At 63.1% G+C, this 25474-nt stretch carries 19 protein-coding genes and 3 tRNA genes; 8 read left to right on the top strand and 14 right to left on the bottom strand.

All coding sequences use genetic code 11. The features are described from left to right. From AAF563_18735 to AAF563_18725, 3 genes are all read right to left on the bottom strand, one after another. The coding region (locus AAF563_18735) for a GTP-binding protein (protein MEM7123323.1) at positions 1-141 on the bottom strand (141 nt) is incomplete at its 3' end. Between the two features lie 71 nt (positions 142-212). Continuing rightward, positions 213-286 (bottom strand) — tRNA-Gly (locus AAF563_18730). Between the two features lie 56 nt (positions 287-342). After that, positions 343-427: transfer RNA gene (locus tag AAF563_18725), tRNA-Tyr, on the bottom strand. Between the two features lie 163 nt (positions 428-590). Here AAF563_18725 and rlmB point away from each other — a divergent pair. Further along, a complete protein-coding gene (gene rlmB / locus AAF563_18720) occupies positions 591-1391 on the top strand; it encodes a 23S rRNA (guanosine(2251)-2'-O)-methyltransferase RlmB (protein MEM7123322.1) in 801 nt (266 codons plus the stop codon). A 61-nt stretch (positions 1392-1452) separates the two neighbouring features. Next, a tRNA-Thr gene (locus AAF563_18715) sits at positions 1453-1528 on the top strand. Between the two features lie 158 nt (positions 1529-1686). Here the strand turns inward: AAF563_18715 and AAF563_18710 are convergent. The 3 genes from AAF563_18710 to AAF563_18700 all read right to left on the bottom strand — a co-directional run bounded on the left by AAF563_18710 (position 1687) and on the right by AAF563_18700 (position 8192). Continuing rightward, positions 1687-1923 carry an I78 family peptidase inhibitor gene (locus tag AAF563_18710; GenBank protein MEM7123321.1) on the bottom strand — a complete coding sequence of 79 codons (237 nt, stop codon included), beginning with the start codon at positions 1921-1923 and terminating at the stop codon, positions 1687-1689. An 87-nt stretch (positions 1924-2010) separates the two neighbouring features. Then, the gene (locus tag AAF563_18705) at positions 2011-6369 is read right to left on the bottom strand and encodes a translocation/assembly module TamB domain-containing protein (protein ID MEM7123320.1); all 4359 of its coding nucleotides are present in this window, start codon (positions 6367-6369) and stop codon (positions 2011-2013) included. Then, positions 6366-8192, bottom strand: coding sequence for an autotransporter assembly complex family protein (locus AAF563_18700; protein ID MEM7123319.1), 1827 nt, complete (start codon positions 8190-8192; stop codon positions 6366-6368). The genes AAF563_18705 and AAF563_18700 overlap by 4 nt, the downstream gene beginning before the upstream one ends. Before the next feature lie 424 nt (positions 8193-8616). Between AAF563_18700 and AAF563_18695 the strand changes: the two genes are divergently transcribed. Further along, the gene (locus tag AAF563_18695; GenBank protein ID MEM7123318.1) at positions 8617-11235 is read left to right on the top strand and encodes an AsmA family protein; all 2619 of its coding nucleotides are present in this window, start codon (positions 8617-8619) and stop codon (positions 11233-11235) included. A 38-nt stretch (positions 11236-11273) separates the two neighbouring features. Here the strand turns inward: AAF563_18695 and AAF563_18690 are convergent, their stop codons facing one another. Continuing rightward, positions 11274-12575 (bottom strand): LysM peptidoglycan-binding domain-containing protein, encoded by a 1302-nt coding sequence (locus AAF563_18690; protein ID MEM7123317.1) that lies wholly within the window; start codon positions 12573-12575, stop codon positions 11274-11276. A 93-nt stretch (positions 12576-12668) separates the two neighbouring features. Further along, positions 12669-13040 (bottom strand): hypothetical protein, encoded by a 372-nt coding sequence (locus tag AAF563_18685; protein ID MEM7123316.1) that lies wholly within the window; start codon positions 13038-13040, stop codon positions 12669-12671. Here AAF563_18685 and AAF563_18680 point away from each other — a divergent pair. The 3 genes from AAF563_18680 (at position 13039) to AAF563_18670 (ending at position 15790) form a co-directional block, all read left to right on the top strand. Next, on the top strand, positions 13039-13596 hold the full coding sequence (locus AAF563_18680) for a TIGR00730 family Rossman fold protein (protein MEM7123315.1): 558 nt from the start codon (positions 13039-13041) through the stop codon (positions 13594-13596). The two genes, AAF563_18685 and AAF563_18680, sit on opposite strands and share 2 nt — an antisense overlap. Before the next feature lie 106 nt (positions 13597-13702). Continuing rightward, positions 13703-14917, top strand: coding sequence for an NADP-dependent isocitrate dehydrogenase (locus AAF563_18675; GenBank protein MEM7123314.1), 1215 nt, complete (start codon positions 13703-13705; stop codon positions 14915-14917). A 30-nt stretch (positions 14918-14947) separates the two neighbouring features. Continuing rightward, complete coding sequence (locus AAF563_18670) at positions 14948-15790, top strand: alpha/beta fold hydrolase (GenBank protein MEM7123313.1); 843 nt, start codon at positions 14948-14950, stop codon at positions 15788-15790. A gap of 7 nt (positions 15791-15797) precedes the next feature. Here the strand turns inward: AAF563_18670 and alaS are convergent, their stop codons facing one another. The 5 genes from alaS to dksA form a co-directional block, all read right to left on the bottom strand. Then, complete coding sequence (gene alaS / locus AAF563_18665) at positions 15798-18461, bottom strand: alanine--tRNA ligase (protein ID MEM7123312.1); 2664 nt, start codon at positions 18459-18461, stop codon at positions 15798-15800. Between the two features lie 176 nt (positions 18462-18637). After that, positions 18638-19054, bottom strand: coding sequence for an ester cyclase (locus tag AAF563_18660; protein MEM7123311.1), 417 nt, complete (start codon positions 19052-19054; stop codon positions 18638-18640). Between the two features lie 298 nt (positions 19055-19352). Next, complete coding sequence (gene recA, locus AAF563_18655) at positions 19353-20456, bottom strand: recombinase RecA (protein MEM7123310.1); 1104 nt, start codon at positions 20454-20456, stop codon at positions 19353-19355. Between the two features lie 156 nt (positions 20457-20612). Further along, the gene (locus tag AAF563_18650) at positions 20613-22703 is read right to left on the bottom strand and encodes an ATP-binding protein (GenBank protein ID MEM7123309.1); all 2091 of its coding nucleotides are present in this window, start codon (positions 22701-22703) and stop codon (positions 20613-20615) included. Between the two features lie 274 nt (positions 22704-22977). Then, positions 22978-23400, bottom strand: a complete 423-nt coding sequence (dksA, locus tag AAF563_18645) for an RNA polymerase-binding protein DksA (protein ID MEM7123308.1) — start codon at positions 23398-23400, stop codon at positions 22978-22980. A 215-nt stretch (positions 23401-23615) separates the two neighbouring features. Here dksA and AAF563_18640 point away from each other — a divergent pair, with 215 nt between their 5' ends. Then, positions 23616-24323 (top strand): response regulator transcription factor, encoded by a 708-nt coding sequence (locus tag AAF563_18640; protein ID MEM7123307.1) that lies wholly within the window; start codon positions 23616-23618, stop codon positions 24321-24323. Between the two features lie 209 nt (positions 24324-24532). On the opposite strand, the gene AAF563_18635 is transcribed toward AAF563_18640, so the two are convergent. Then, complete coding sequence (locus tag AAF563_18635) at positions 24533-25105, bottom strand: histidine phosphotransferase family protein (GenBank protein ID MEM7123306.1); 573 nt, start codon at positions 25103-25105, stop codon at positions 24533-24535. Between the two features lie 138 nt (positions 25106-25243). Here AAF563_18635 and AAF563_18630 point away from each other — a divergent pair, with 138 nt between their 5' ends. Continuing rightward, on the top strand, positions 25244-25426 hold the full coding sequence (locus tag AAF563_18630) for a DUF3553 domain-containing protein (protein ID MEM7123305.1): 183 nt from the start codon (positions 25244-25246) through the stop codon (positions 25424-25426). The last annotated feature ends 48 nt before the right edge of the window (positions 25427-25474 follow it).

Below are 25474 nucleotides of genomic sequence, written 5' to 3'. Positions count from 1 at the left end.
GTAATCCGTAAACGTCGCACCACCCGTCGTCGCCAAAACCTTCGTAATCGCAGCCGTCAGCGTCGTCTTACCATGGTCAACATGACCAATCGTGCCGATGTTCACATGCGGCTTGTTACGCTCAAACTTCTCCTTCGCCATCCTGCGCCGTCTCCTACTTAGACTTAAGCTGACCCGCCAATCCGGGCTTTCGTTGTGTCTGTCACACCATTTGGAGCGGGCGACGGGAATCGAACCCGCATAACCAGCTTGGAAGGCTGGGGCTCTACCATTGAGCTACACCCGCGCTCGATCCGCGATTCCTGTCCCGTTCCAAACGTCGCGTCGGCGATGCCGAAATGGTGGTGGAGGGAGGTGGATTCGAACCACCGTAGGCATAGCCAACGGGTTTACAGCCCGTCCCTTTTAACCACTCAGGCATCCCTCCAGTTTTAGTATGTCCATCGCCGCCGCCGGAGGCAGGCGAACTATGGGAATTCTCCTATATTGTCAACGAAAACGAAGCGCGAACGCCACTTCGCGCTCCGCGTCCGTCACGTCGGCACGTCATTGATGTGTCTGCTTGTCGTTTTTGAACATATAACATCGGCATGATGAATCGCAAGAACCGCCCACGATCCGGCCCCCGCAAATCACGCTCGGAGAGCCGCAAAACCGGCAACCAGGGGCTGTGGATGTATGGCCATCATCCCGTTTTGGCCGCCATCAGCAACCCGGCGCGACGCTGCCGCCTGCTGCTGGCGACCGCCGATGCGCTTAGAAACCTCCAAAAAGAGGTCGATTTGCCCGGTGATCTCACGGTCAAAACCGCCGACCGCCAGGAAATCGACCGCCAACTGGGACCAGGATCGGTCCACCAGGGCCTGGCGCTGCAAGCCGATCCGCTGCCGGACGAAGACCTGCAATCGGCGTGTTCCGGGCACGATCTGGTCTTGGTCCTCGATCAGGTGACCGATCCGCACAACATCGGCGCCATTCTGCGCTCTGCGGCGGCCTTTGGCGCATCCGCCGTGGTGCTCCAAGACCGGCACTCGCCGGCCGCCACCGGCGCGCTCACGAAAGCCGCCTCCGGCGCCGTCGAAAAGGTGCCGATGGTGCGTGTGGTGAACCTGGCCCGCGCGCTGGATGAGCTCAAAACGATGGGATTTTGGATTGTCGGGCTGGACGCCGAAGCGCCGGCATCGCTTGATCGCGTGGCCGAAAGCGGGCCGATCGCCCTGGTTCTTGGCGCCGAAGGGCCGGGTTTGCGCCGGTTGAGCCGCGAGGCCTGCGACGTGCTGGCGCAGATCCCCTTTACCGGGGGCATGGCGAGCCTGAACGTTTCCAACGCGGCGGCGGTTGCGCTTTATGCCCTCCGCTCGAGCCTCGAAACGACGCGATCCAAGGGTTAACAGCCCGAGTGTCTCACAATCGGTTTTGCATGAACCTGGATTATGCTAGGTGAGCCGCGGCGCCGGATTAGCTCAGTTGGTAGAGCAACCGCCTTGTAAGCGGTAGGTCGTCTGTTCGAGTCAGACATCCGGCACCAGTTCTCCAGCAGCCCTGCCATGCTTCGACGATTTTCCTTTTCGTAACAGGAAGTTACGACGCCAGCGTGAACGGCGTTCACATGCCCGATTGGCGACCCTCATGGCACCGGATGTGCCATGTCGGCACATATCCTGTCGATCGAATACGGCATCGGCCCTAGCCGATCTCCAGCCGCTCGATTACACCGTTCTCGTCGACATGAACGGTCACCCGGTCCTCGCGGTAATCCATGGTCACCATGTCACCGGGTCGCACGACGCGCAGCGTCAGCCCGACCAGTTCAGGACATAGGCCCGCCTCGCCGTCGTCGCCGCCGGCCTGGGCGTAACCGGCAGCGCCGACCAGTGCGGCCCCCTGCAGCAGCGCGCGCCGCCCCAATGTCGATCTGTCCATCTTCGCCTCCCCGTAAGCTGCGTTCTCGGTCAATCGCGATTTCGGACACATCCTGCGTCGACGCGCGGTCTCGATTCGCCGACTAGATTAATAGTCCCATCGCCAGTTGACGCCCACATTGGCGCTGGCATCGGTCCCTGTCGAGGTCTCAACGGACAGGCTGTCGGTCAGTTCGACCTCCACGGTGACGGCGCCGGACCCGGTCTGGGTGCCCTGCTCGACGCCGACATAGACGTCTTCGGTAACGTAGCTGCCGGCACCGACACGGGTATCACCCTCATCGTCGGACGAGACGCGCAGCACGTCGATCCCAAGCGTCTGACGGGTCTGGTCCAAAATGCCCGAACCGCCGGTTACGCCGCTCAGTTCGGCGACGGCCGAGGCCACCTCGAAGGCCTCGAACGCCGAGAGATTGGACGAACTCTTGCCAAAGAGGACGCGCGGCAGGACCTCGGCCTGGGGCAAAGGCGGGTTCGAGGTGATTTCGATCTCGGGATCAAGCGCGCGGCCACTGATCGTGATGATCCCGGTCACCTCCTCGCGGCTGCTTTGCGCCGAAACGTCCAGAATCGGGTTATCGATCTGCTCGGGATCCAGCTCCACGATGCCGCGGGTAATCTCGAACGGCCGGCCGACGAGTAGGACTTGGCCGCGCTGCACCTCGATCTTGCCGTTCACGACCGGTTCGTCAGTGGTGCCGGTTATGGCGATGTTGCCGAACCATTCGGTCTCAACGCCACGGCCGCGAACGAAGAAACGGCGGGGAATGTCGATCGTGACATCAAGATCGGCGAGCCACAGGCCGGATCCGTCGGCCGACGTGCCGTTGCCGCGGCCGCCATAGACGTCCTGGACATCCAGCACCACGACCGACGGCGGTAGCGAGTTGACCAGATTGATTTCAACGACGTCCGTTGTAATCGCCCCCTGGATGGCACCGCGCAACGGCGTGCCGGCATAGGTGATGTTGCCGCTGGCGGTCGCCATGACGTCGTCACGGCGAACGAGTGTGGCGCTGCTGAGTGACAGGGCCGCTTGAATGTCCACCTCGCCGGCCAGGTTCACGTCACCATTGGCCTCGATGCGGCCATCGGCGCCATCCCTGGCCTGAAGGGTGATGGCCAGGCTCTCGGTGCTGTCGCCGGTGACTGTCAGGGCGATCTGGTCAATCAGGGTACCGTAGACAAGGTGTTCGTAGGTGCCGTCGCGCAAGGTCAGTTGACCGGCGACATCCGGATTGCCGACGACACCCTGCGCGGTCAGCGCGGCGACCAGGTTGCCCGACATCCGCTGGTCGCTCGCAGGCAGGGTTTCCCATATCTCCGCCAGCTTGATGTTGACGTCGACGGCCGCGTCCAGCGGCGCCGACATCGCGTTCGCCACTTCCAACGTGGTGGCGTTCAACGCGGCGCCAATCCGTGCCTGACCGGAGAGCTGGCTTCCAGGCAGACCCGAGACCTCCAGATCGGCCGTCATCTGGTTCTCGTCCAGTTCGGCGTTGAACCGAATGTCCGCGACCATCGTTTCCTCGCCGGTGCGTTCGGAAAGATCGAGGTCGTTGACCGCCAGCGCGACAGACCCGACCACAACGTTGTTGCGGGTCGTCATCTGGGCCGTGCCCTCGATCAGACCGGTCGCGCGCGATCGGGGCGCAACGATCCTGATCAGCTCGAACGGCAGACTTTCGATCTCCAGGCCCGCCTCAAGCGATTGGGCCGTGCGCACGAAATCGCCCGACACGGTGCCGCCGCCCATCTCCAGCACGATGTTCTCGACGACCACGGTGCCGTCGCCAAGTTGCAGGCGAAGCGGACCGTTCTGCGCGAAGTCCTGCTCGCTCACACTGCCGGACAGACGGTCGAACAAAAGCTCAAGTTCTTCGCTGGCCAAGTCAGCCTGAAACGCCGTGTCGACGCTGACCGGCACGCCGGCATTGCCGCTGGCCTGCGCGTCGACCGTTGCAAGGTCGCCGGCCAGTTCGGCGCGCACGACCGCCCCGTCCAACGTGTAGGCATCGAACGCGGCCTGGCTCAACGAAATGTCGGCGACACCACCTGGCTCGCCCTCCAGATCGCTGAGGTCGGCGTTGACGCGTATGTCGCCCAGCGTCAGAAGGCCGCCATCGGCGAGCGCCAGGGTTAGATTGCCGGCGCTCAGGGCAATCTGGGCATCCTGTCCGCCATTGGCACCGACCCGGGCATCGATCCGAAACGACAAGCTCCCGGCGCCTTCCATGCCGGCCAGACCGGCGAGCGGTCCGATATCGGCATCGCTCGTCTGGATGACACCGGAGACAACACCGGCACCATCGACCCGAAGCGAGCCGTTGCCAACAAGACCGGGGCCGTTCAGCGCGATCACCGGCAGGTTGATATCCTCGCCCTCTTCGACAAAGGACAGCGCGATCTTCAAAGACCCCGATTGAGGCGGCATGGTGATCAGAGCCTTGCCGCTCGGCGCGCCAGAAAGGTCGCCGACTTCAGCGGCGGCGGTGACGCCATCGGCCGAGACGCCGGCCATGCTGACCCCGTTGAGTACCGCCTCCGCGCGAATCACGGGGTCTTCGACGGACCCGGTCAGCTGAGCCTGAAACGAGGCGCTGCCGCCGGCATCGGCACCCAGCATCCCGGCAACGGCCGGTGTGACCGTGAGGTCGCCCGCCAGGTTGCCGTCCAGGACCGCGAAACCATCGATCAGGTCGATCCGTCCGGCAACATTGACGGACTGGGTGGTTGCGGTGAGAGCGTCGAGAACCGCGTAGGTCGCAAGATCGCTCTCCAATTCCGTCGTCACGGACAGGCTGTCGCCAATGAAGGGCGAGACACTGTTCATGGCGACCTCAAGCCCCATGCCGTCGATCGCGACAGGGCCGGAGACGAGCGAAAGATCGGGCGCCAACGTCAGATTGCTCTGTACCGTCAGGCCGCCGCTGAGCGGCAAGCCGGCCATGTCGCTGAAGCCTGAAAGGTCGGCAACGTCGATATCGGCATCGACCTCGCCCGACAGGTCGTTGAGATCGATGATGCCTTGGGCGGCGACATTCAAATTGGCGCCCGTGACCTCTAGGGTTGCGACAGAGAATTCGGCGAAGTCACCGTCGATGCCGACGGCGAAGTCGATCTGGGCCTTCTCCTCCAGCAACGTGCCGACGGCGGGCTCGCCGGCGACCAGGCTGTCGACGACGATCTGCCCCTCGCCCTCCCAGCCCTGAGCGCCGTCTGGTGACAGCGTGGCTGTAAGCGTGACATCCCCGGCGAGCGCATCGGGAACGTCCAGCCCATCGACCGAACCCGCCACGGTCACATCTGGCGCGGCGAGATCGCCCATGGCGGTCAGATTGATTTGCCAGGCGCCCAAACTTACCGGGTCGGCCAGAGCCTCGATCGGTGCATTGTCGCGGCCCTCCAGCGTTGCCGCGAGGTCGACCGTGTTCGCCGCCAGGTCTGCCTGGCCTGTCGCCGAAATCGCGAGGGCACGCGCCTCTACCATCAGGCGTTCGACACGGTAGAGATCGCCATCGATCACCAGGGCGGTATCAAGGGTTACCGGCGCGCCGATCAACGGCTGAAGCTCAGCCGGCATCAGGGGGTTCAGGCTTGCGTCGCCGTCGAGCGCCACCATCAGCGTGTCACCAGCTTGAACCCGCAGGCCGACATCAACGGCAAGATCGTCACCGGCGTTCGCGTTAAGCGTACCCGACCAATCACTCGCCGGGCCGTCACCCTCCAGCGTCAGGTCGAATGGCGGCGCACCCTCCAGATCCAGCATGTGCACGATGACGCCACCGGCGGGCTCATAGACGTTGGCCCACAGTGACAACCGGTTAGCGGCCAAATCGACATCCGCCTTGGTCTGCACGGCCCCGCCGACACCGTCGGTACGGAAGACGCCAAGGTCGAGCGTGACCTCGCCTGCGCGCGAGGCGCTTGCCATGCCTTCGACCTTCAGGGTCGCCGCAACACCAAACAGCGCTTCGTCCAGATCGACGCGCGCCACGGAAATCTCGTCGACCGTCACTCCGACCGGCAGTTCCGGGATTGCCGTGGCGTCATCATCGGAAGAGACATCGTCCTCGGTTCCTACGGCAGCGGGGGGACGACTGACAACGACCTCGCCGACCTCGAAGGAGTCTATGGTCAGATTGCGTGTGAGCAGCGCCCAAGGGTCCCAGGCGACCGCGACGTTCTCCAAGGTCAACCAAGGCCCCTCGCCGTCCAACACGACAACCTGATCGATGGCGATCGTGCCCGGTAGCCCCGGGGCAATCGAGCCGATTTCGACCTCCATGACGCCGGGGTCGCGTGCCGCGTCTTCGATCGTTCGGGCCAACCACGCACGGCCACTGTTGGAGTCGATATAGATCAGACCGCCGACGACAACGGCCAGCGCCAGGACGACAAGCGGTCCAACGACCGCCACGGTGATGATGAGGATGCGCCGTTTCAAAACGCCTGACCCAGGCTGATGTAAAACTGAAAGGGATCATCGATATCCTTGCGGCGATCCAATGGCACCGCGACGTCCAGCCTTAGCGGCCCAAAATCCGTGTAGTAGCGCACGCCCAGACCGGCGCCCCAGAAAAACTCCTCCTCGAAATCGGGGATTGTCGAATCGTAGACGCTGCCGCCGTCGATGAACGGGACAACGCCGAAGTCGTCGAGGAAGCGTACGCGGAGCTCTGCGCCGACGGTGATCAACGAGCGTCCGCCGACCGGATTGTTCTCCGCATCCAACGGACCGACCTTTTGGAACTCATACCCGCGCACCGAACCGGCGCCACCGGCATAGAGCCGCTTGTTCGCCGGCAAGGTCTGAGTCGGCTCGCCACCGACCGACGCCACGCGTCCCCTGACGGCGATGATGTAGTCGTCATACTCGTCGAGCGGATAGTACGTTGAACCAGAAATCTCCGACGACAGGAACGATACGGCGGCGCTGCTGTCCGTCTCGACCGCGCCGACGGCCGATGAAACGACGTTGAAGACCGGCCCGATCCGCCCAGTCCATGGTGTTGTCGCCAGGTTCAGACGAAACCCCTCGGTCGGGTTCAGCAGATCGTCGGTGTCGTCGTAGCTGTAGGAGACCGGAAACCCGACCAGAAAGACCGTCTGGTCCTCCTCGCCAATCTGCTCCTCATTGATCTCCAGGAACTCCGCGGCGATACCCATGGAACCCGTCCAGTACTCGCTGACCGGCCACTCGATGGCGACCGAGCCAGTCGCACCGGTCTGCCGGAACGCCTCCAGTTCCTCGTTGAGCACGGCGCCAGTCACGACGAGATCCTGTTCCAGACGCCGGAAACCGGGCTGGCGATAGGTCGCATCCAGTCGTTGGCGGATCAGACCAAGCGTGGTCGAAAGATCCAGCAATTCCGCCTCACCCAAGATGTTGCGGTGTTGCCATCCGAAACGGACCTCCACACCGTCTTCGGTCGAGTAGGAAATACCTGCGCGGACGGTGCGCGGCGGCCCCTCCTCTATGGTGACTTCGACCGTGCGGGTCTCCTCGTCCGTGTCCTCGTCCGGTTTGACCGTGACCTGGCTGAAGAGACCGGTGTCGACGAGGTCCTGGCGGTACTGGTCGACCACCGACTGATCGTAGATCTCACCTTCCTGCCAGGGCACACGGCGCAAAAAGTAGTTGGATTCGGTGCGGTCAAGGCCCGATAGCGACGTCGGCCCATAGCGTACGAAGGGACCGGGCGTGATCGTCACCTGAACCCAGATCGTCTTGTCGGCATGATCGGCGAGAACCAGCCGATCGTCCGCCGCGGCAAACGGATAGCCGTTGTTGCGCAGATGCCGGACCGCCCGGGACTCCGCGCCGACCACGGCCTCCGCCATCGCCGACTCGCCCAGTGTGATGTCGATATCATCAAGGTCGACGCGCGCTGCCTCGTGCGCCGGGGCTCCGCCGAAATAGGCGATGTCGTAAGCGGCGATCAGGTACTGCTCGCCGGTCGTCACCGAAATCTCGACCGTCACCGGTTCCGTTTCCGTGTCGATCCGCGAAATGATGTCGCTGTCGTAATAGCCGCGTGAGCGCATGACCGCGTCGAATCGCTCGACATCCGCGTCGACACGCCGCCTGAGGCCACTCAGGCTGGCCGGCGGGTCATCGGAAAGGCTCATCAGTTGTGAGCTTTCCTCGATCTGGCCGCGCAGGCCCTCAATGTTGGGGATGTTCAGGATAACGTCGTAGTCGACGTGCGGCCCTTCCTCTTCCGTCTCAGGCTGATCAACGGGCTCTTGCTCATCGGCCCAGGCCATGGACGAAACAAGCAAAAGCACCGCGATCAAGCACGTCAAACAGTGTCGGTAGGATGTCACGCACGCCATCGCGACTTGGTATAGCCGGTCACGCGGCTTCGCCATACCCCACGCTTAGGGTGGTCATAGCCCCCCGTTGCCACGCCGTGCCGGACCAAGTGCCGGCTGTGGGTCGGACTTAGGGTGATCAGCCCGGTGGCGGCCGTTTTTGGGCGCCGACAGCCCGAGCTTGAACGATCGGTCGATCTCGTCTTGGACCAACTGTCGCAGATAAAGAGACAATGTGGCCTCGCTCAGAGGCTCATCAGATTTAGACACGTGACCTAACTTCGCCTCCAAACCATCAGCGACCCATCCTACCAAGCCGGCGCGCTCCATGGTTGTGACGGGTTACCGCGCCGGAAATTCAGTCTACAGTGCGATCATGGTTAAACGTCGTCAACGCCGCAAATCATGGCGGCGGCGCCTGCTTAAGCTGACCGGACTGGTCGTTATCGCCGTACTCGTCGGACTGGTGGTGGCTGTCAGTCAATTTGACAAGGACATGTTCGACCAGATCCTGGCCGACCGGTTGGAGGAGAGCCTAGGCCGGCGCCTGGATATCGACGGCACCCTCAGCGTCTCGATTTCGCTGACGCCGGAGATCACCGCCACCGACGTCAAACTGAAGAACGCGACGTGGGCCAGTGCGGAAGACATGCTTGTCATCAGCAAACTCGACGCGACGGTTCAGTTGTTTCCCCTGTTCACCGGCAACGTTGTCTTCGACAAACTGGATGCCGAACAGGTCGACGCCAATCTTGAGATGTCGAGTGATGGCGAGGCCAACTGGAACCTGGAAACGGCCAGCGACAGTGGCGGCGGCGGCATGTCAATCACGCTGCCGGACGATCTCAGCATCAAACGACTGAACGTCACATTCGACGACAGGGCCGCAGGCGATAGTTTGTCGGGCTGGTTCGACGATGTGCATCTGGCGTCATCGTCGAACAATCTGGACATCACCACGACAGGCCAGATCGACGATACGCCGGTTTCGATCGACCTCAACTTGCCGAGCCTAGAGGCGGTGGTCGACCCGGACCTCGATACGCCGGTCAAAGGCAACGTCGTCGCCCTGGGGCTAACGGTGACCATCGACGGAGACGTCGGTCTGGACGATGACGGTAACGCCGCTGGCTCGGCCGATATCACGATTGACAGCGATGACATCTCATCGTTGTCGCCACTGGCCGGCGTGCCGTTACCGGCACAGCCGCTTCATTTCACCGGCAATGCCAGTGTCACGGGCGATCAGATTGTCGCCAAGGGCGATGCGACGCTGACCGACACGACAGTCAAGCTCGACGTGACGGTCGGAACCGACGTGTCGCCGCCTTCGGTTTCCGGCAAGGTTTCAGTATCCGGCGACGACCCCGCATGGATTGCGAAGCTCGCGACGGTCGATCTGCCGTCGGAGAGTTACACGATGGAAGCCGAGTTCAGCGTGACCGACAAGCTTCAGGCGAAGGGCAGTGGCAAGCTGGGCGAAACCGACATCTCATTCGACGTCACCGACGCGACGTGGGACGGCATACCGCCGCAGTCGATTAAACTGTCGCTTGCCGGCCCCGATATGTCGCGCCTTGGCGACTGGCTCGACATCGAGTTGCCCGCAGCCGCCTTCACCATGTCGCTGACCGGAACCGATACCGACGGGAAGTTTGTGATTACCGACGGCATCGCCGCATCCGGTTCGGCGAATGCCACGTTCGGCGCGACGATTGCCAATCTGGACGATCCCCTGGGCCAGCCGATGCCGCTGCAGGCGACAACAGACAATCTGCAGGCGATCGGCAACCTCTACGACATCGACCTGCCTGCCCTGCCCTTCACAATGTCGTCCAACCTGATCGAGAAGGACGGCGACCATTACACCTTGAGCAGCCTGAAAGCCCAGATCGACAATCACACCCTGACCGGCTCCCTGGACATCGACGACAGCGGCGAGCGAACAGCCTTCGCCGGCAACCTGTCGACCAATGAGCTCGATGTGGCTGACATCGCCGATACCATGGCCGCCGACGACCTGGCCGAGGACGAACCTCTGATCATCCCCGATCCCGGGATCGACCTGGACATCACCCTACAGAGTACGAAGGTCACCATCGACGACCTGGAGTTTCAGAACGCGCACTTGCGCGTCCGTACCGACGACCGGGAAGTCGGCGTCTATGGCCTGACCGCGTTGTTCGCGTCCGGCAAGCTGACAACGGATTTCAAGATTGCGCACAGCATTGAAAACCCACCGATCAACGGCACCCTAAAACTGGCCGACGCATCGACCACCGATATCTCGACCATGTTTGATTTGCCGGGTGACGTTCGCGGGCCGCTGAACATTGATATCGAAGCCGATAGCGATATCGCCAATGTCAACGAGACGCTGAAAGACGTCACCGGCCACGCAGACATCGTGTTGCAGAATGGTTATGTCGGCAGCGACGTGCTGCGCAAGGCCGACAGTTTCGTCAATCTCTTGGCGCCATGGCGCAACAAGAAAGATCCAAGCGTCGTTGAGTGCCTTGTGCTGCGCTACGATCTCGCCGACGGCAAGGCGACGAGCGAAGTCACCCTGCTTGACACCTCGACCATGACGGTCGCCGGCAGCGGTTACATCAACATGTTGGAGGAGACGTTCAACCTGCGCCTGGCGCCGACGCCGAAGGACGCGACGCTTTTGAGTCTGGCTTCAGCGGTGAAGATAACCGGGCCGATCGACGACCCCAAACTCTCCGTCGGCCCACTTGACGTGGCAACCGGCGTTGGCGGCAGCCTGCTCTCCTCGATCCTGGCGCCGGTCAAGGCGTTGATGCCGATTCTGGGCCTGACCGGCGACGACGACTCACCGTGCAAAGCGGCCCTTGATCCCGATCGCGGCGCCAGCAACGCCGCCCAGCCGGTCGCCAGCAACTGCGCGCGGCCGCAGCCGTGGACGGATAACGGCCACGTGCGGTTCGGCCGCCATGTGCAGCATGCGGTCACCTGCCCGGCCGCCTCCTGAACGATCGATCACGCCGATCGCCTCAGTAGATGGCGGCCTTAGTTGATGGTCGGCAGAACGAAGATCTGGCCGGGATAGATCAGGTGGGGATCGGCGATCTGGCCCTGATTGGCCTCAAAGATATGGGTGTAGTGGACGCCGGAGCCATAGGAGTGGCGCGCGATGGTCCAAAGATTGTTGCCCGGCTGAATGATCACAACCGGCTCCGCGCTCGCCGGTAGCTGCAGGGACTCGCGGTCGAAAGGTGTTTCAACACGCGCCAGAACGGTGCCGCCCTCGTCGACCTGATCGATCCTGAGCGCGTGCAGACCTTCGGCGACCGGCTTCTCCAACATCATGCGCCATTCGCCGGCGCTATTGGCCAGCGTGCGCCCGACGAGTTCGCCGTCAACATAGGCGCGGATCTCGGCTCCGGCCTCGGCCTTGCCGGAAAGCGAGACCTCGCCGGCTTCATCATAATTCAGCGTGTCGAGGGACAGGCCGTCACCGCCGGCAAGACCCACACCGTCTTCCGGCTCCTGCAGGATCTCGACCTGACCGTCGTCGTCACGTGGCACCAGGACGGCGATGGTCTCATCGATATCGTCCGCAGACGTTTCCGTCGGCGCGGAATCGCTGCCGGCCGACGCCGTGCCTGATGCCGATGCAGCCCCGTCGTCCGAAGGCGCATCGTCGGCTTCGGGCACCAGCATCGCCACGCTTTCACGTGATTCGCTGACCGTCCCGTTCGTGTCTTCGGACTTCAACCACAACTCATGGCTGCCCGCTTCCAGCGGCTCGTCGAGAACGATGACCCAGTCGCCGCGATCGTCCGCCGTTGTCTCCGCGACCAGACCGTCGTGGCTATAGATCTGAACGGTCGCGCCGGGTGATGCGCGGCCTGCCATCACCGCGTCTCCGGTGGTCTCGACACGCACGATATCGAAGCTTGGCGTGACCGGTTCGACCCCGGTCATATCGCCGGAGGTGTCGTCCTGGAGCGCCGCGGTCTCGGTACCGTCGTCCGTATCGGTCTGGTTCGTGTCGACCTGGTCACTTCCAGCCTGCTCCTCGGTCGTGGCATCCGCGGATGCAGCGTCCTCGGTTGTGGCGTTTTCGTCCGTGTCCGATGTCTGAGCTGCCGTGCTGGCGTCATCGGCGCCGGCGTCCGACGCGGCGGTTTCACCGCCCTCGTCGCCCCCGGTCGTCGTCGCGGTGTTGCCATCGTCATCATCACCGCCGGAGACGTCACTGGTCTCGGTGGTAATCTCTGCGTTCTGCTCTGCATCGTCGGGCTCAATCACAAAGAACACGAGAGCGGCGAGCACAAGCAGCACTACAAGGGCGAGAACGGTCCTCATGTCAGTAGCGTCGACTTCTTCACGGTGCGGTCCAAGCGCCCCGGTGTAGCATGATTGTCAAGAAGGCAACAAATCACCCGGATTGCCCAGGATTCACGGCAGGGTAACGGTCATGACGGCGCCGCCCAGGCCATGCTGGCTGTCATGGGCGCGCACCTCGACCTCGGTGATGCCTTGGGGGATCTCGACGCCTGACAGGCTGCGCCGGAACGGCTGTTCCTCGACATGGGGGTGAAACAGCACCCGCGTCCCCAGGACCGTGCCGTCAGGCGCGACGACATCCCACCGGTCCGCATAGTGCTCCCAGCCGGTATCGGCATGGGCCACCGTCACGTGGAACGTATAGACGCGCTCGGCGGTTTCGATTACCTCAACCGCAACCACATCCGCCTCGCCGGCTGTCGCCGGCCGGATGCCGGCCACGACCGCCAGCACCAGCAACATAAGAACGAAACGATCCATCATGGTTGAGATCCGGTCCATCTGCGTCTTCTGCGGTTCAAGCCTGGGCGATCGGGAGATCTATCGCCAGCAGGCCCAGATACTAGGCGAAACCATCGCCAAGCACGATATCGAGTTGATCTATGGCGGCGCCCATGTCGGCTTGATGGGCATCGTGGCCGACGCGGCGCTCGCCGCCAATGGCGTCGTCACCGGTATCATCCCCACCATGCTGCGCCGGGTCGAGGTGGCGCATGAGGGTCTGACCCACATGATCGAGGTCGAGACCATGTTCGCGCGCAAAGCGGTGATGATCGAGCGCGCCGACGCCTTTGTCAGCCTGCCCGGCGGTATCGGCACGGTCGACGAGATGATGGAGGTCGTCACGCTGCGCCTTTTGGGCCTGCACGCCAAGCCATCGGTGCTGGTCGATGTCGACGGGTACTGGTCCGATCTGACGACGATGCTTGATGGCCTGATCGCGCACCGTTTCGCGCCTGAGACGATCCACGACTTCTACTCCCTCGTGCCTGATGCCGAGGCTGTCCTGCCGGCTCTCGGCGTCGCTCGGCCGGCCTAGGCGATGGGTGCGGGAATTTCCCTTGAACCGGACGATGCGCGGTTTATGTTGCGCTGCACAATGACGGCCCAATCCACCACGCAGATACGCTGATCCGGAGGCACCCATGGCGAAGATCAAGGTCAAGAACCCCGTCGTCGAACTCGACGGCGACGAAATGACACGGATCATCTGGGCCTTCATCAAGGACCAGCTGATCCTGCCCTATCTCGACGTCGATCTTCTCTACTATGACCTCGGCATCGAAAGCCGCGATGCCACCGACGACCAGATCACGGTGGACGCCGCGCACGCGATCCAGAAGCACGGCGTCGGCGTCAAGTGCGCGACAATCACGCCCGACGAAGCGCGGGTCGAGGAATTCGGTCTGAAGAAGATGTGGCGTTCGCCCAACGGCACGATCCGTAACATCCTCGGCGGCACCGTTTTCCGCCAGCCGATCATCTGCAAGAACGTGCCGCGCCTGGTGCCCGGCTGGACGAAACCGATCGTCATCGGCCGTCACGCGTTCGGCGATCAGTATCGCGCGACCGACTTCGTCGTTCCGGGCAAGGGCAAGCTCACCATCACCTTTCAGCCCGAGGGCGGCGGCGAGCCCATCACCCACGACGTCTTCGACTTTCCCGGCGGCGGCGTGGCGCTTGCCATGTACAACCTGGATGAATCGATCCGCGGCTTTGCCCGCGCCTGCATGAACTATGGCCTGAACCTCAAATGGCCGGTCTATCTCTCGACCAAGAACACGATCCTGAAAGCCTATGACGGCCGCTTCAAGGACCTGTTCCAGGAAGTCTTCGACGCCGAGTTCAAGGAGAAGTTCGACGCCGCCGGCATCACCTACGAACACCGCCTGATTGACGACATGGTCGCCGCCGCGCTCAAGTGGGACGGCGGCTTCGTCTGGGCGTGCAAGAACTATGACGGCGACGTACAGTCCGACACGGTCGCGCAAGGCTTCGGCTCGCTCGGCCTGATGACCTCGGTCCTGATGACGCCGGACGGCAAGACGGTTGAAGCCGAAGCCGCCCACGGCACGGTGACGCGCCACTATCGCCAGCATCAGGCCGGCAAGGAGACGTCGACCAACCCGATCGCCTCGATCTTTGCCTGGACGCGCGGCCTGTCTTATCGCGGCGAGTTCGACGAGACGCCTGACGTCACGGCCTTCGCCCATGCTCTGGAAGATGTCTGCGTCGAAACGGTCGAAGCCGGCGACATGACCAAGGACCTCGCCATTCTGATCGGCAAGGACCAGCCGTTCATGACGACCAACCAGTTCCTCGCCAAGCTCGACGAGAACCTGCAGAAGAAGATCGGCTAACAAGGCGTCACGGCAAGACGGGAGACGACGATGTCTGGCTATCCGGCTTTCGGACCCAATGCGCGCGTGCGCCAGATCAGCGCCGGTGACGTCTCGATGCGCGTCGTCGACGAAGGTTCGGGACCCGACATCGTCTTTGTCCCCGGCGGCGACGCACCGGCCGAGAGTTATCTGCACCTGTTCAACGAACTGACCGATGCCTTCCACTGCATCACCTATGACCCCCGCGGCATTCCCGGCACCACGTCGCCGGCCGGCCCGTGGACCATGGCCGACTTCGCGGCGGACTGCGCGGCACTGATCGATGCATGCTGCGACGGCCCGGTCGTCGTATGCGGCCTCTCCATGGGCGGGCTGATCACCCAACAGGTCGCGATCGATTTTCCCGACAAGGTACGCTTGGCGATCCCCATGGGAACCGCCGCCTATATCGACGGCTTCACGCGCGACTGGATGGAAGCCGAGATCCGGTTAAGGCGCGAAGGCGTCGAGCTGCCCGATTACTTCCTGCCGGTGCACTACGCGGTTTATGCCTATCCCGCCAAGGCGTTGCACGATCCCGCGCTGTGGCCGCAGATCAAGGACGCCTATTCGGCGCGGTTCGGCGGGCGCGCACCGGAAGACACCATCGATCAGTGGCAGGCCTGCCTCGATTTCGATTGCCGCGACGCCCTGCCCGACTGCCCGGTGCCGTTCCACGTCATCTCGTTTTCCGAGGACGTGCAGACGGCGCCCGCCATGTGCAAGGTCGTGTCGGACCTCGCTAAGGACGGTCACTTCTACGAAATACCCGGCCTCGGCCACGTCTCCAAGATGCGCCACCGCCCGGATTTGATCGCCGCCCGGATCCGCGACATCGTCGAGACGGCATAGCGCAGACCTAGGCGGCAGCGCTATCCAATGCCGCTTCGATCGCCTTGATGGCGTCGGCCGCGCGGCTGGCGTCGGGGCCGCCGCCTTGGGCCATGTCGGGGCGGCCGCCGCCGCCCTTGCCGCCCAGTTCGGCGACGCCGGTCTTGACCAGATCGACCGCATTGAATCGTTCGGTCAGATCGTCGGTGACGCCGACCACGACGGCGGCCTTGCCGTCATCGGTCGCGACCAGCGCCACGACGCCGGAGCCCAGGCGCTGCTTGAAGCCGTCGGCCATGCCCTTCAGCTCGCGGCCGGGCACACCGTCGACATGGCGCGCGACGACCTTGACGCCGCCAATATCGCGCACGTCGTTATCCGCGCCACCGCCACCACCGGTGGCGAGTTTCTGACGGAGGTCGGAGACCTCACGCTCCAGCTTGCGCCGCTCGTCGGCGAGCGTCTGCACACGGTCGACAAGATCCGCCGGTGTCGTCTTGAGCGCGCCAGCCAGTTCCTCGATGCGCGTGTCCTGACGATTGAGGTACTCGAGCGCCGCCTGACCGGTGAGCGCCTCAATCCGCCGGACGCCCGACGCGACCGCGCCTTCGGAAACGATCTTGAAGAGACCGATATCACCGGTGCGCCGCACATGGGTGCCGCCACACAGTTCCGTTGAGTAATAGGCCTCACCGGTCTGGTCGCCAGTCGGCGTGCCCATGGAGACGACACGGACTTCGTCGCCGTACTTTTCGCCGAACAGCGCGAGCGCGCCGGCGGCGATCGCCTCGTCCGGGGTCATCAGCCGGGTGCGCACCTCGGCATTGCCGCGGATCTCGCTGTTGACCATCAACTCGACCGTCGCGATTTCGTCTGAGGTCATGGCCTTGGGATGGCTGATGTCAAAGCGCAGGCGACCGGGCGCCACCAGCGAACCCTTCTGCGTCACGTGATCGCCAAGCTCCTGGCGCAGCGCTTCGTGCAGCAGATGGGTGACCGAATGGTTGGCGCGCAGTTTGTCGCGGCGCACGTCATCGACACTCAGCGTCACGTCGTCACCGACGCTAAGCGTGCCGTGCTTGACCAACGCGGCATGCACATGCATGTCGCCGACCTGCTTTTGCGTGTCGGTCACGCGGACCTCGAGGTCGGGTGCGAACATCGCGCCCTCGTCGCCGACCTGACCGCCGGACTCGCCATAGAACGGCGTCTGGTTGGTGATGACGAGAACCTCGGTTCCCGTCGCCGCCTCCTCGACTTCCTTGCCGTCGACGATCAGCGCGACGACGCGGCCCTGGGCCTCGACCGTCTCGTAGCCCAGGAACTCGGTCGCGCCGACGCGCTCGCGCACTTCGAACCACAGCGTATCCGTCGCCGCCTCGCCTGAGCCCTGCCACGCCGCGCGCGCCTTGGCGCGCTGCTCGTCCATCGCAGCCTGGAAGCCGGCGTGGTCGACCGTGCGCCCTTCACGGCGTAGCGCGTCTTCGGTCAGGTCGAACGGGAAGCCATAGGTGTCATAAAGCTTGAACGCGACATCGCCCGCAAGTTCGCCGTCAGGCGGAAGGTCGGCAGTCGCTTCATCGAGCAGCTTCAGGCCGCGCGCCAGCGTCTCGCGGAAACGGGTTTCCTCAAGCTTCAAAGTCTCGGTGATCAGCGCCTCGGCGCGGCCGAGTTCGGGGAACGCGTGTCCCATCTCGCTGACCAGCGCCGGCACCAGGCGGTACATCAAGGGCTCCTCGGCGCCGAGCAACTGGGCATGGCGCATGGCGCGGCGCATGATGCGGCGCAGCACATAGCCCCTGCCCTCGTTCGACGGCAAGACGCCGTCGGCCATCAGAAAACTCGACGCGCGAAGATGATCGGCGATGACGTTGTGCGACGCGCGGTGCTCGCCATGGGCCGGCTGGCCGGTCAGATCGACGGAGGCATGGATCAGCGCCTGGAAGAGATCGGTGTCGAACAGGCTGTCGACACCCTGCAGGATCGCCGCCATGCGCTCCAGCCCCATGCCGGTGTCGATCGACGGGCGCGGCAGGTCGATGCGTTCGTCGGGCGTTATCTGATCGAACTGCATGAAGACGAGATTCCAGAACTCCAGGAACCGGTCGCCGTCCTCGTCCGCGCTGCCGGGCGGTCCGCCGGGGATATCCTCGCCGCGGTCGATGAAGATCTCCGAGCACGGCCCGCACGGCCCGGTGTCGCCGGCCGACCAGAAGTTGTCGGAGGTCGGAATGCGGATGATCCGGTCGTCGCTGAAACCGGCGATCTTGCGCCACAGCGCCGCCGCCTCCTCATCCGACGAGTGGACGGTGATCAAGAGTTTGTCGGCCGGCAGGCCGAACTCCCTGGTGGTCAGATTCCACGCGAGCTCGATCGCTTCTTCCTTGAAGTAGTCGCCGAACGAAAAGTTGCCGAGCATTTCGAAGAACGTCAGATGGCGCGCCGTATAGCCGACATTGTCGAGATCGTTGTGCTTGCCGCCGGCGCGCACGCATTTCTGCGCCGTGACGGCGCGGCTATAGGGCCGCGTCTCGGCGCCGGTGAAGACGTTCTTGAACTGCACCATGCCGGCTGCCGTGAACATCAACGTCGGGTCGTTGTGCGGCACGAGCGGGCTCGAGGCGACAACCTCGTGCCCGTTATCTCGGAAGTAGTCGAGGAACGTCGTGCGGACCTCGTTGACACCGGTCATGGTCTTTTCCTCATGATATCAGGGCTCAGGCTACCATCGGACGGACGAAAATCGCCGGAAACGCCCGAGCCGCGCGCTTTTAACGCCGGGCCCCGCCGCTGTCCAGCAGGCGGCACTGGCCCGCCAGGAGATGTGGCGGTTCAAACCGGCCGGTCAAGACTGCTTGGCAGCGCCCCTCAGGCGTTATTGTCCTGGGCGGCCACCCAGTCGGCGAGGTCGGAATGGCCCCAGACTTCGGCAATGCGCCCATCGCGCATCTGGAAGATCACGGTGCCGTGGTAGTCCAGCTTCTGTTCCGCCGCTTTCAAGCCGCCGTAGTCGCCCTTCAGCGTGCCGGTTCCGTGGTAACGCATGGCCGCCACGTCACCGTCGACCACAAGAAACACGATCTCGTGGCTCAAGTCCGGGAACGCCTGAACGAAGGGCACGGCGAAACGATCGCACAAGCCCTCGGATCCCGGGTAGTCGGTGATGCCGGAATGCCGGACCGCGGTTTCGTGGAAGAACCTGTCAAACTGATCAAACGCCTGCTGGTTCCAGAAGACATCGATCAGATCGCGAAGGGTCTGTTCGTTCGTCGCTCGGTCGGCCATAGCCCCTACTCCCGCTTGCCACGGCGATGAGGGGACGCGATCGACCTGGCGCCGTCAAGGCGTTGCTGACGCCGATGCGTCGTCCGCAACACCCATCGCGCCGGTGCGTGGGGAACACCGGCGCGACGGACACGCTCAGGGAGGTCGGGCTGAACGTTTGTCTTAGAGCAGATCCTGTTTTGGTGGAATCGCTTCGCGATTCCGACGAGACAGGTGAATCTGCTCTATTCATAGATGAAGAGCGGATTCACATCGTTAGGTGGAACCGTAAGACGGTTCCACCTAACCATGATCCGCTCTAGCTTGCCTTGTCCGCGACAGGCGCCTCGTCGTCTTCGGCGCCTTCTTCCACCTCGTCGCCCATCATGTTCTCGGCGACCAGGCCAGCGTTCGAGCGGATGGCGTGCTCGATGGTCTTGGCGATCTCGGGGTTGTCGGCCAGGAACTGCTTGGCGTTCTCGCGGCCCTGCCCGATCCGCTGATCGTTATGGGAGAACCAGGAGCCCGACTTCTCGACAACACCGGCCTTGACGCCGAGGTCGAGAATCTCGCCGGTCTTCGAGATGCCCTCGCCGTACATGATGTCGAATTCGATGACCTTGAACGGTGGGGCGACCTTGTTCTTGACCACCTTGACCCGGGTCTGGTTGCCGACCACCTCGTCGCGATCCTTGATCTGGCCGATCCGGCGGATGTCGAGGCGCACGGAGGCATAGAACTTGAGGGCGTTGCCGCCGCTGGTCGTTTCCGGATTGCCAAACATGACGCCGATCTTCATGCGGATCTGGTTGATGAAGATGACCAGACAGCGCGACTTGGCGATCGAGGACGTCAGCTTGCGCAGCGCCTGGCTCATCAGGCGCGCCTGCAGACCGACATGCGTGTCGCCCATCTCGCCCTCGAGCTCGGCGCGCGGCACGAGCGCGGCGACGCTGTCGACCACCAGGACGTCGATAGCGCCGGAACGCACCAGCGTGTCGGCGATCTCGAGCGCCTGTTCGCCGGCGTCGGGCTGGGAAATCAAGAGATCTTCAATGTTGCAGCCGAGCTTTCTGGCATAGATCGGATCAAGCGCGTGTTCGGCGTCGACGAAGGCCGCGACACCGCCTGCCTTCTGGGCCTCGGCGACGACATGGAGCGCCAGCGTCGTCTTGCCGGAGCTTTCGGGACCGTAGATCTCGACGATGCGACCGCGCGGCAGGCCGCCGATGCCGAGGCCGATATCCAGGCCCAACGACCCGGTCGAAATCGCCTCGATCTCGACAGCCTGGTCCTGCTGGCCCAGCCGCATGACCGAGCCCTTGCCAAAAGCCCGCTCAATCTGGCTAAGCGCCGCATCCAGAGCCTTGTCCCGTTCCATTCCGTTTCCCTCAACCAGCCGTAACGCAGCACTCGAATCCATCGACGGTCTCCTTATTCCACGGCGCCGGGGGCGGCGCAACGAAACATCCTGGTACCGTTTTTGTTCTCACATAGCAAGAACTAAAATAGAACAAACCATGGAGATTAGAACAACGCTGGGCGTGAAAAGGTTAACGACGACGTCTGGCGAGCCGGATCAGGCGGCCGTACCGTGCTGGTTCAAAACCTCGCCGACCTTGGCGGAAAGCTGCGCCAGATCAAAGGGTTTGGCGAGAAAGGCGGCATCGTCGATCGCGTCTGAACCGACGGCGTCTTCCGCATAGCCGGATATATAGATTACCTTGAGCGGCCCGCGCTGTTTGGTTACCGCGGCGACAAACTCAGGTCCGCTCATCCCGGGCATGACGACATCGCTGACGATTAGGTCGAGCGGACCCTGATAGCCGTCCAACAAACCCAGCGCCACGGCGGGCGATTCCGCCGACATGACGTTGTAGCCACTGGCGCTGAGCGCCCTCACCGCAAACTGGCGCACGGTGTCCTCGTCCTCGACCAAGAGCACCGTTCCCTTGTCCCGCGGCACCGAGACGGCGGGTTCGGCGACGTTATCCACAGCAATCGGTTCCAGCGGCACGCCGATCGCGCGAACGCGGGGCAGATAGACCCGGAAGACCGTGCCCGCGCCGACCTCGCTCTCGACTTCGATAAAGCCGTCGTTTTGTTGCAGCACGCCGTAGACGGTCGCCAGCCCCAGTCCTGTGCCCTTGCCGACGTCTTTGGTGGTGAAGAAAGGCTCGAAGATCTTGGCCAGATCCGCCTCAGCGATACCGCAGCCCTCGTCCACCACTTCCAGGCAGACATAGGGTCCCACCGGCGCCATACCGTGAGCCGTCGCGTGCGGCTCGCGCAGTTCCACCTCGGATGTCCGAAGCAAGATGCGGCCGCCCTGGGGCATGGCGTCGCGCGCATTCACGACCAGATTGGTGATGATCTGCTCTAGCTGCCCCTGGTCGGCCCGGACCGAGCTTTGGTCGGCGTCGCTCTCGACATGAAGCGTCACGTCCTCACCGATCAGACGCCGAAGGAGCTGCGACAGGTCATCGATCGTTCGGTCCAGGGAGAGCACCTGGGGCCGAGGCGTCTGGCGGCGCGAGAAGGTGAGCAACTGGCGCACCAGCCCCGCCGCCCGGTCTGTTTCGCGCCGGATATGGGTGATCTCGCCGAACGACGGGTCGCCCGCCTGGTGGCGGCGCAGCAGCAGATCGCAGAAGCCCTTGATGGCGGTCAGGATGTTGTTGAAATCGTGGGCGATGCCGCCGGCCAGTTGGCCAACCGCCTGGAGACGTTGGGACTGCTCGAACTGCTGCTCCAGGTGCCGCTTTGCCGTGGTGTCGACCGCATGAAGCAGGATACCGCGCACCGCGCTGCCGGGCTGACGCAACGGGGTCAGGATCATGGTCGTGCTTCGCTCGCTGTCGTTGGCCAGGCGCACCTCGATGGCGCCGCGCTGGGAGCCAGACTGGGCAGCGTCGGCCAAAAGCCGGATCAGTCCCCAGCGATCCTCGACCGCGACATAGTCGGCCAGATAGCGGCCCTCGATGTGCTGGTCGCCGAGCATGGCGACGAGAGCCGGGTTGGCGGTGACCAGCTTGCCCGTCGAATCGACGACGGCGGCCCCAAGCGGCGTTTCGTCCAGCAAATCGATAAAGTGGCGCGCCAGCGTCTCGGGCGGCGCCGTCAGCCCCGCGGCGGGGAACGGATGCCGGCGCCAGACCAGCCCCATACGCCCGCCGCCATCGATGTCCATGATGTTGGCGGTCAAACGCAAAAGGCGACCAGTCGTGGTTCTGACCTCCAAACGCGGCTCACTATCCGCCCCGTCCAGGGCTTGCTGGAATAGCCCGCGCGCGAACTCCTCCCGGTCGTCGGCCTCGAGCCAGTCGCAAAGGCTCGAGTTCATGAACGTGACGGCGCCACGATCGTCGACATGAAACATCCCGACGGGACCATCGACCACTGCATCCAGCACGTCGACCGGCAGGGCGCGGGCCTGCGACCGAGCACTCAGGACGATGAAGATCGCGGATAGAATGCCAAGGGCAACGACCACGATGGCGGCGATCAGCGCGACCATCTGGCCTGACGACGAGCGAAGCGCCAGGAACGCAGCGGCCGCGCCCAGCAGGAACAAGAGGCCGTTGACGACAGCCATCTGAATGGCCGCGCGGCGGCGGCGGCGTTGCCGGTCGGCACGCTCCTCAAGCGCCGCATACTTCGCATCGGCCATGGCCGGGATCCCCAAGTACCGGGCACAAAAGTCGTCAGAACCCGCCCGGACGGTAGCACCCAACCCGCGAATCCAACTCTACTTCAATGCCTTAGGACCGTATCATAAACCAGTTTACCGCCTTTGCGCGACCCCAATTGGCTGCCCTTCTGGTGACCGTCAACACGATCACGCGAAGGCCAACCGCCAACAAAAAAGGGACCCGGACAGTGTCCGAACCCCTCAGGCAGGTTGTCGAGGCCCCCGCGACGTCGGGCGGGCGCGCTATTCTATCTTAGTCGTCGCGATACACACGCTCACGACGTTCATGTCGCTCCTGGGCCTCCAGGCTCAGGGTGGCAATCGGGCGGGCTTCCAGGCGCTTGATGCTGATTGGTTCACCGGTTTCCTCGCAGAAACCGTAAGTACCATCATCGATCCGGCGCAGCGCGGCATCGATTTTCGAGATCAACTTCCGTTCGCGATCACGGGTTCTCAGCTCAATCGCCCGGTCGGTCTCGGTGGATGCCCGGTCGGCCAGGTCCGGCTCGGGCGACGTTTCTTCTTGCAGATGACGGATTGTTTCGGTTGAATCTTTAAGCAGTTCTTCCCGCCAATTGAGGAGTTTTCTCCTAAAATACTCCCGCTGAACGGGGTTCATGAACGGCTCTCTCTTGGTGGGTCGGTAACCATCAGGGAGTTCAAGTTCGGTGGCCATGCACCCCTCTTGCTGGATGTTGTTGCAAAGCCTTGATTGCGGGCGCGCTTATAGGTCGGAAGCGGGGGATTCCGCAAGTCCCTCAAAGGTGGGTTGCCAGGAATTGTCACAAATTGTGGAAAATCGGTTGACGGTCGTCACATCTCGTCGCGTTCGCTTTTGATGGAATTGGTTAACTTCCCGTAAACTTAGCCCACAGAGTCGGGGTTAAAGGTATGCGACTGCTTCTGATTGAAGACAGCGAGCTCGAAGCCGAAACCGTCCGCCGTATCTTGGAGGCGGAAGGGTGCGCGGTTGACGTCGCCGCGACCGGCGAGGAAGGCCTGGGGCTGGCACGATCCTACGATTACTCGTTGATCATCCTGGATATCATGCTGCCGGACGTTGAGGGCCACGGTGTTCTGCGCCAATTGCGCGACGCGCGGGTAACGACGCCTGTCCTCATGCTGTCGGGTCTCGCGGAGCTTGACCATAAGGTGCGTGGTCTGGGCCAGGGCGCCGACGACTATCTGACCAAGCCCTTCGACCGCGAGGAGTTGGTCGCGCGCATTCATGCGATCGTCAGGCGCTCGGAAGGCCACGCCCAGTCCGAGGTCGAGGTCGGACGCTTGAAAATCAAGATGACCGATCGCCGGGCCGAGGTCGATGGCGTGCCGGTCTCGCTGACTGGCAAGGAGTTCGGTGTTCTCGAGCTTCTGGCATTGCGCAAGGGCACCACGGTCACCAAGGACCAATTCCTGACCCACCTTTACAGTGGCGTCGACGAGCCGGAACTGAAGATCATCGACGTCTTCGTGTGCAAGCTGCGCCGTAAGATCGCCAAGGCAACCGGCGGCGACCACTATATCGAGACCGATTGGGGCCGCGGCTACTCGCTGCGTGAGCCGGAGCCAGGCGCCCACGTCGAGCGCAAGGCAAGCTGACCGCGTCGTTTAAGCTTAAGCAAAGGGCCGGGCATGCCAGACCGCATGCGCCGGCCCTTTTATGTCGAGGTCGAGTTCGAGACCAAGTCCGCTTGATGCGGCAGGGAAACCTGTGTTCTGGACCTTGGTTAGCGCTCAGGGGCGCGACGACGCAACAGCGCGTGTAAACGATGGGTGCCTTCGCGGGTCGGGGAACCTAATGCAGCGGATCAACCATGCTCGATCGGGCGCGCATGCCAGACTATGTGGCCGGCATCGCGCACCTCTGCATCCAAATCCAACCCCATTGACCAAGCCAACTGTGCCGTAAACACGGGCTGCACATCGCGCGGACTCATCGCTTGATAAATGTTCCCCTCCGTTGGCAGGGCAATCTCGGCCAATTCGCCCTTTGCCGCGACCGCTGGATGGCCAGTATCCAAGATCTCCAATACAGCGCCGGCCGGGGTTGTTTCCATCGCGCACAAGATTAGGTTCAGCACCAAACGCGCGCCCGAACTGGTTCCTTCGACACATGAATCGGACCAGTTCAGGTGATATCGGGTCTCTGCCAGGTAATCCGCTGTGACCTTGCGCGCCTCGTGCCACGTCATTCCCTCGCCCGTGCCGTAGGCGCGCCGGAAAAACGTCAGCCGACGCGTAAGCTGTGCACACGCGTCGCGCGTCAGATCATTGGCATCATCGATGCCATGGTCTCCGGCGCTGAGTTCCAGACCGTTGGCAACCGCACCGGCCGGACCAGCCAGTTCATGCGCCAAACGCGAACACAACAGCGCTGCCAACCGCAAGGCGTCGTTGTCATCCATCATACCTGCCTGGGTGCCTCCGATTAGCGCCATGGTCGTCCACACAACATCGTTCTATTTTGACGCCGCAGCAAGTTAACCGCTTGTTGTCACCACGCTGATTGGGAGATTGATGTGCACGACTTGCTCGCACCCGGCACGCTGGTTCGCCATCCGGCCGAGCCGGACTGGGGTATCGGACAGGTGCAGAGCGTCATCGGCGCGCGTGTCACGGTCAATTTCGAGAACGCCGGCAAGCGCTTGATCAATAGCGACATCGTGACGCTGCAGATTGTCGCGTCAGAGCGTGACTTTTGATGTTTCGTCTGGCAGGTTCCCGCCGGTTTTTCAGGGCCAATTCGTCCC

This window comes from Pseudomonadota bacterium (genome assembly GCA_039028155.1).
GTDB lineage: Bacteria > Pseudomonadota > Alphaproteobacteria > SP197 > SP197 > JANQGO01.
Note: the sequence above shows the minus strand (reverse complement) of the source record. Positions and strands in the feature narration are given on the sequence as shown.

What these genes read in the sequence shown, in the direction of transcription:
- rlmB (MEM7123322.1), top strand. Translation starts at nt 591, where the DNA reads ATGATGAATCGCAAGAACCGCCCACGATCCGGCCCCCGCAAATCACGC.
- recA (MEM7123310.1), bottom strand. Translation starts at nt 20,456, where the DNA reads ATGGATTCGAGTGCTGCGTTACGGCTGGTTGAGGGAAACGGAATGGAA.
- AAF563_18680 (MEM7123315.1), top strand. Translation starts at nt 13,039, where the DNA reads ATGGTTGAGATCCGGTCCATCTGCGTCTTCTGCGGTTCAAGCCTGGGC.
- AAF563_18685 (MEM7123316.1), bottom strand. Translation starts at nt 13,040, where the DNA reads ATGATGGATCGTTTCGTTCTTATGTTGCTGGTGCTGGCGGTCGTGGCC.
- AAF563_18660 (MEM7123311.1), bottom strand. Translation starts at nt 19,054, where the DNA reads ATGGCCGACCGAGCGACGAACGAACAGACCCTTCGCGATCTGATCGAT.
- AAF563_18650 (MEM7123309.1), bottom strand. Translation starts at nt 22,703, where the DNA reads ATGGCCGATGCGAAGTATGCGGCGCTTGAGGAGCGTGCCGACCGGCAA.
- AAF563_18675 (MEM7123314.1), top strand. Translation starts at nt 13,703, where the DNA reads ATGGCGAAGATCAAGGTCAAGAACCCCGTCGTCGAACTCGACGGCGAC.
- AAF563_18640 (MEM7123307.1), top strand. Translation starts at nt 23,616, where the DNA reads ATGCGACTGCTTCTGATTGAAGACAGCGAGCTCGAAGCCGAAACCGTC.
- AAF563_18700 (MEM7123319.1), bottom strand. Translation starts at nt 8,192, where the DNA reads ATGGCCTGGGCCGATGAGCAAGAGCCCGTTGATCAGCCTGAGACGGAA.
- AAF563_18690 (MEM7123317.1), bottom strand. Translation starts at nt 12,575, where the DNA reads ATGAGGACCGTTCTCGCCCTTGTAGTGCTGCTTGTGCTCGCCGCTCTC.
- dksA (MEM7123308.1), bottom strand. Translation starts at nt 23,400, where the DNA reads ATGGCCACCGAACTTGAACTCCCTGATGGTTACCGACCCACCAAGAGA.
- AAF563_18670 (MEM7123313.1), top strand. Translation starts at nt 14,948, where the DNA reads ATGTCTGGCTATCCGGCTTTCGGACCCAATGCGCGCGTGCGCCAGATC.
- AAF563_18695 (MEM7123318.1), top strand. Translation starts at nt 8,617, where the DNA reads ATGGTTAAACGTCGTCAACGCCGCAAATCATGGCGGCGGCGCCTGCTT.
- AAF563_18710 (MEM7123321.1), bottom strand. Translation starts at nt 1,923, where the DNA reads ATGGACAGATCGACATTGGGGCGGCGCGCGCTGCTGCAGGGGGCCGCA.
- alaS (MEM7123312.1), bottom strand. Translation starts at nt 18,461, where the DNA reads ATGACCGGTGTCAACGAGGTCCGCACGACGTTCCTCGACTACTTCCGA.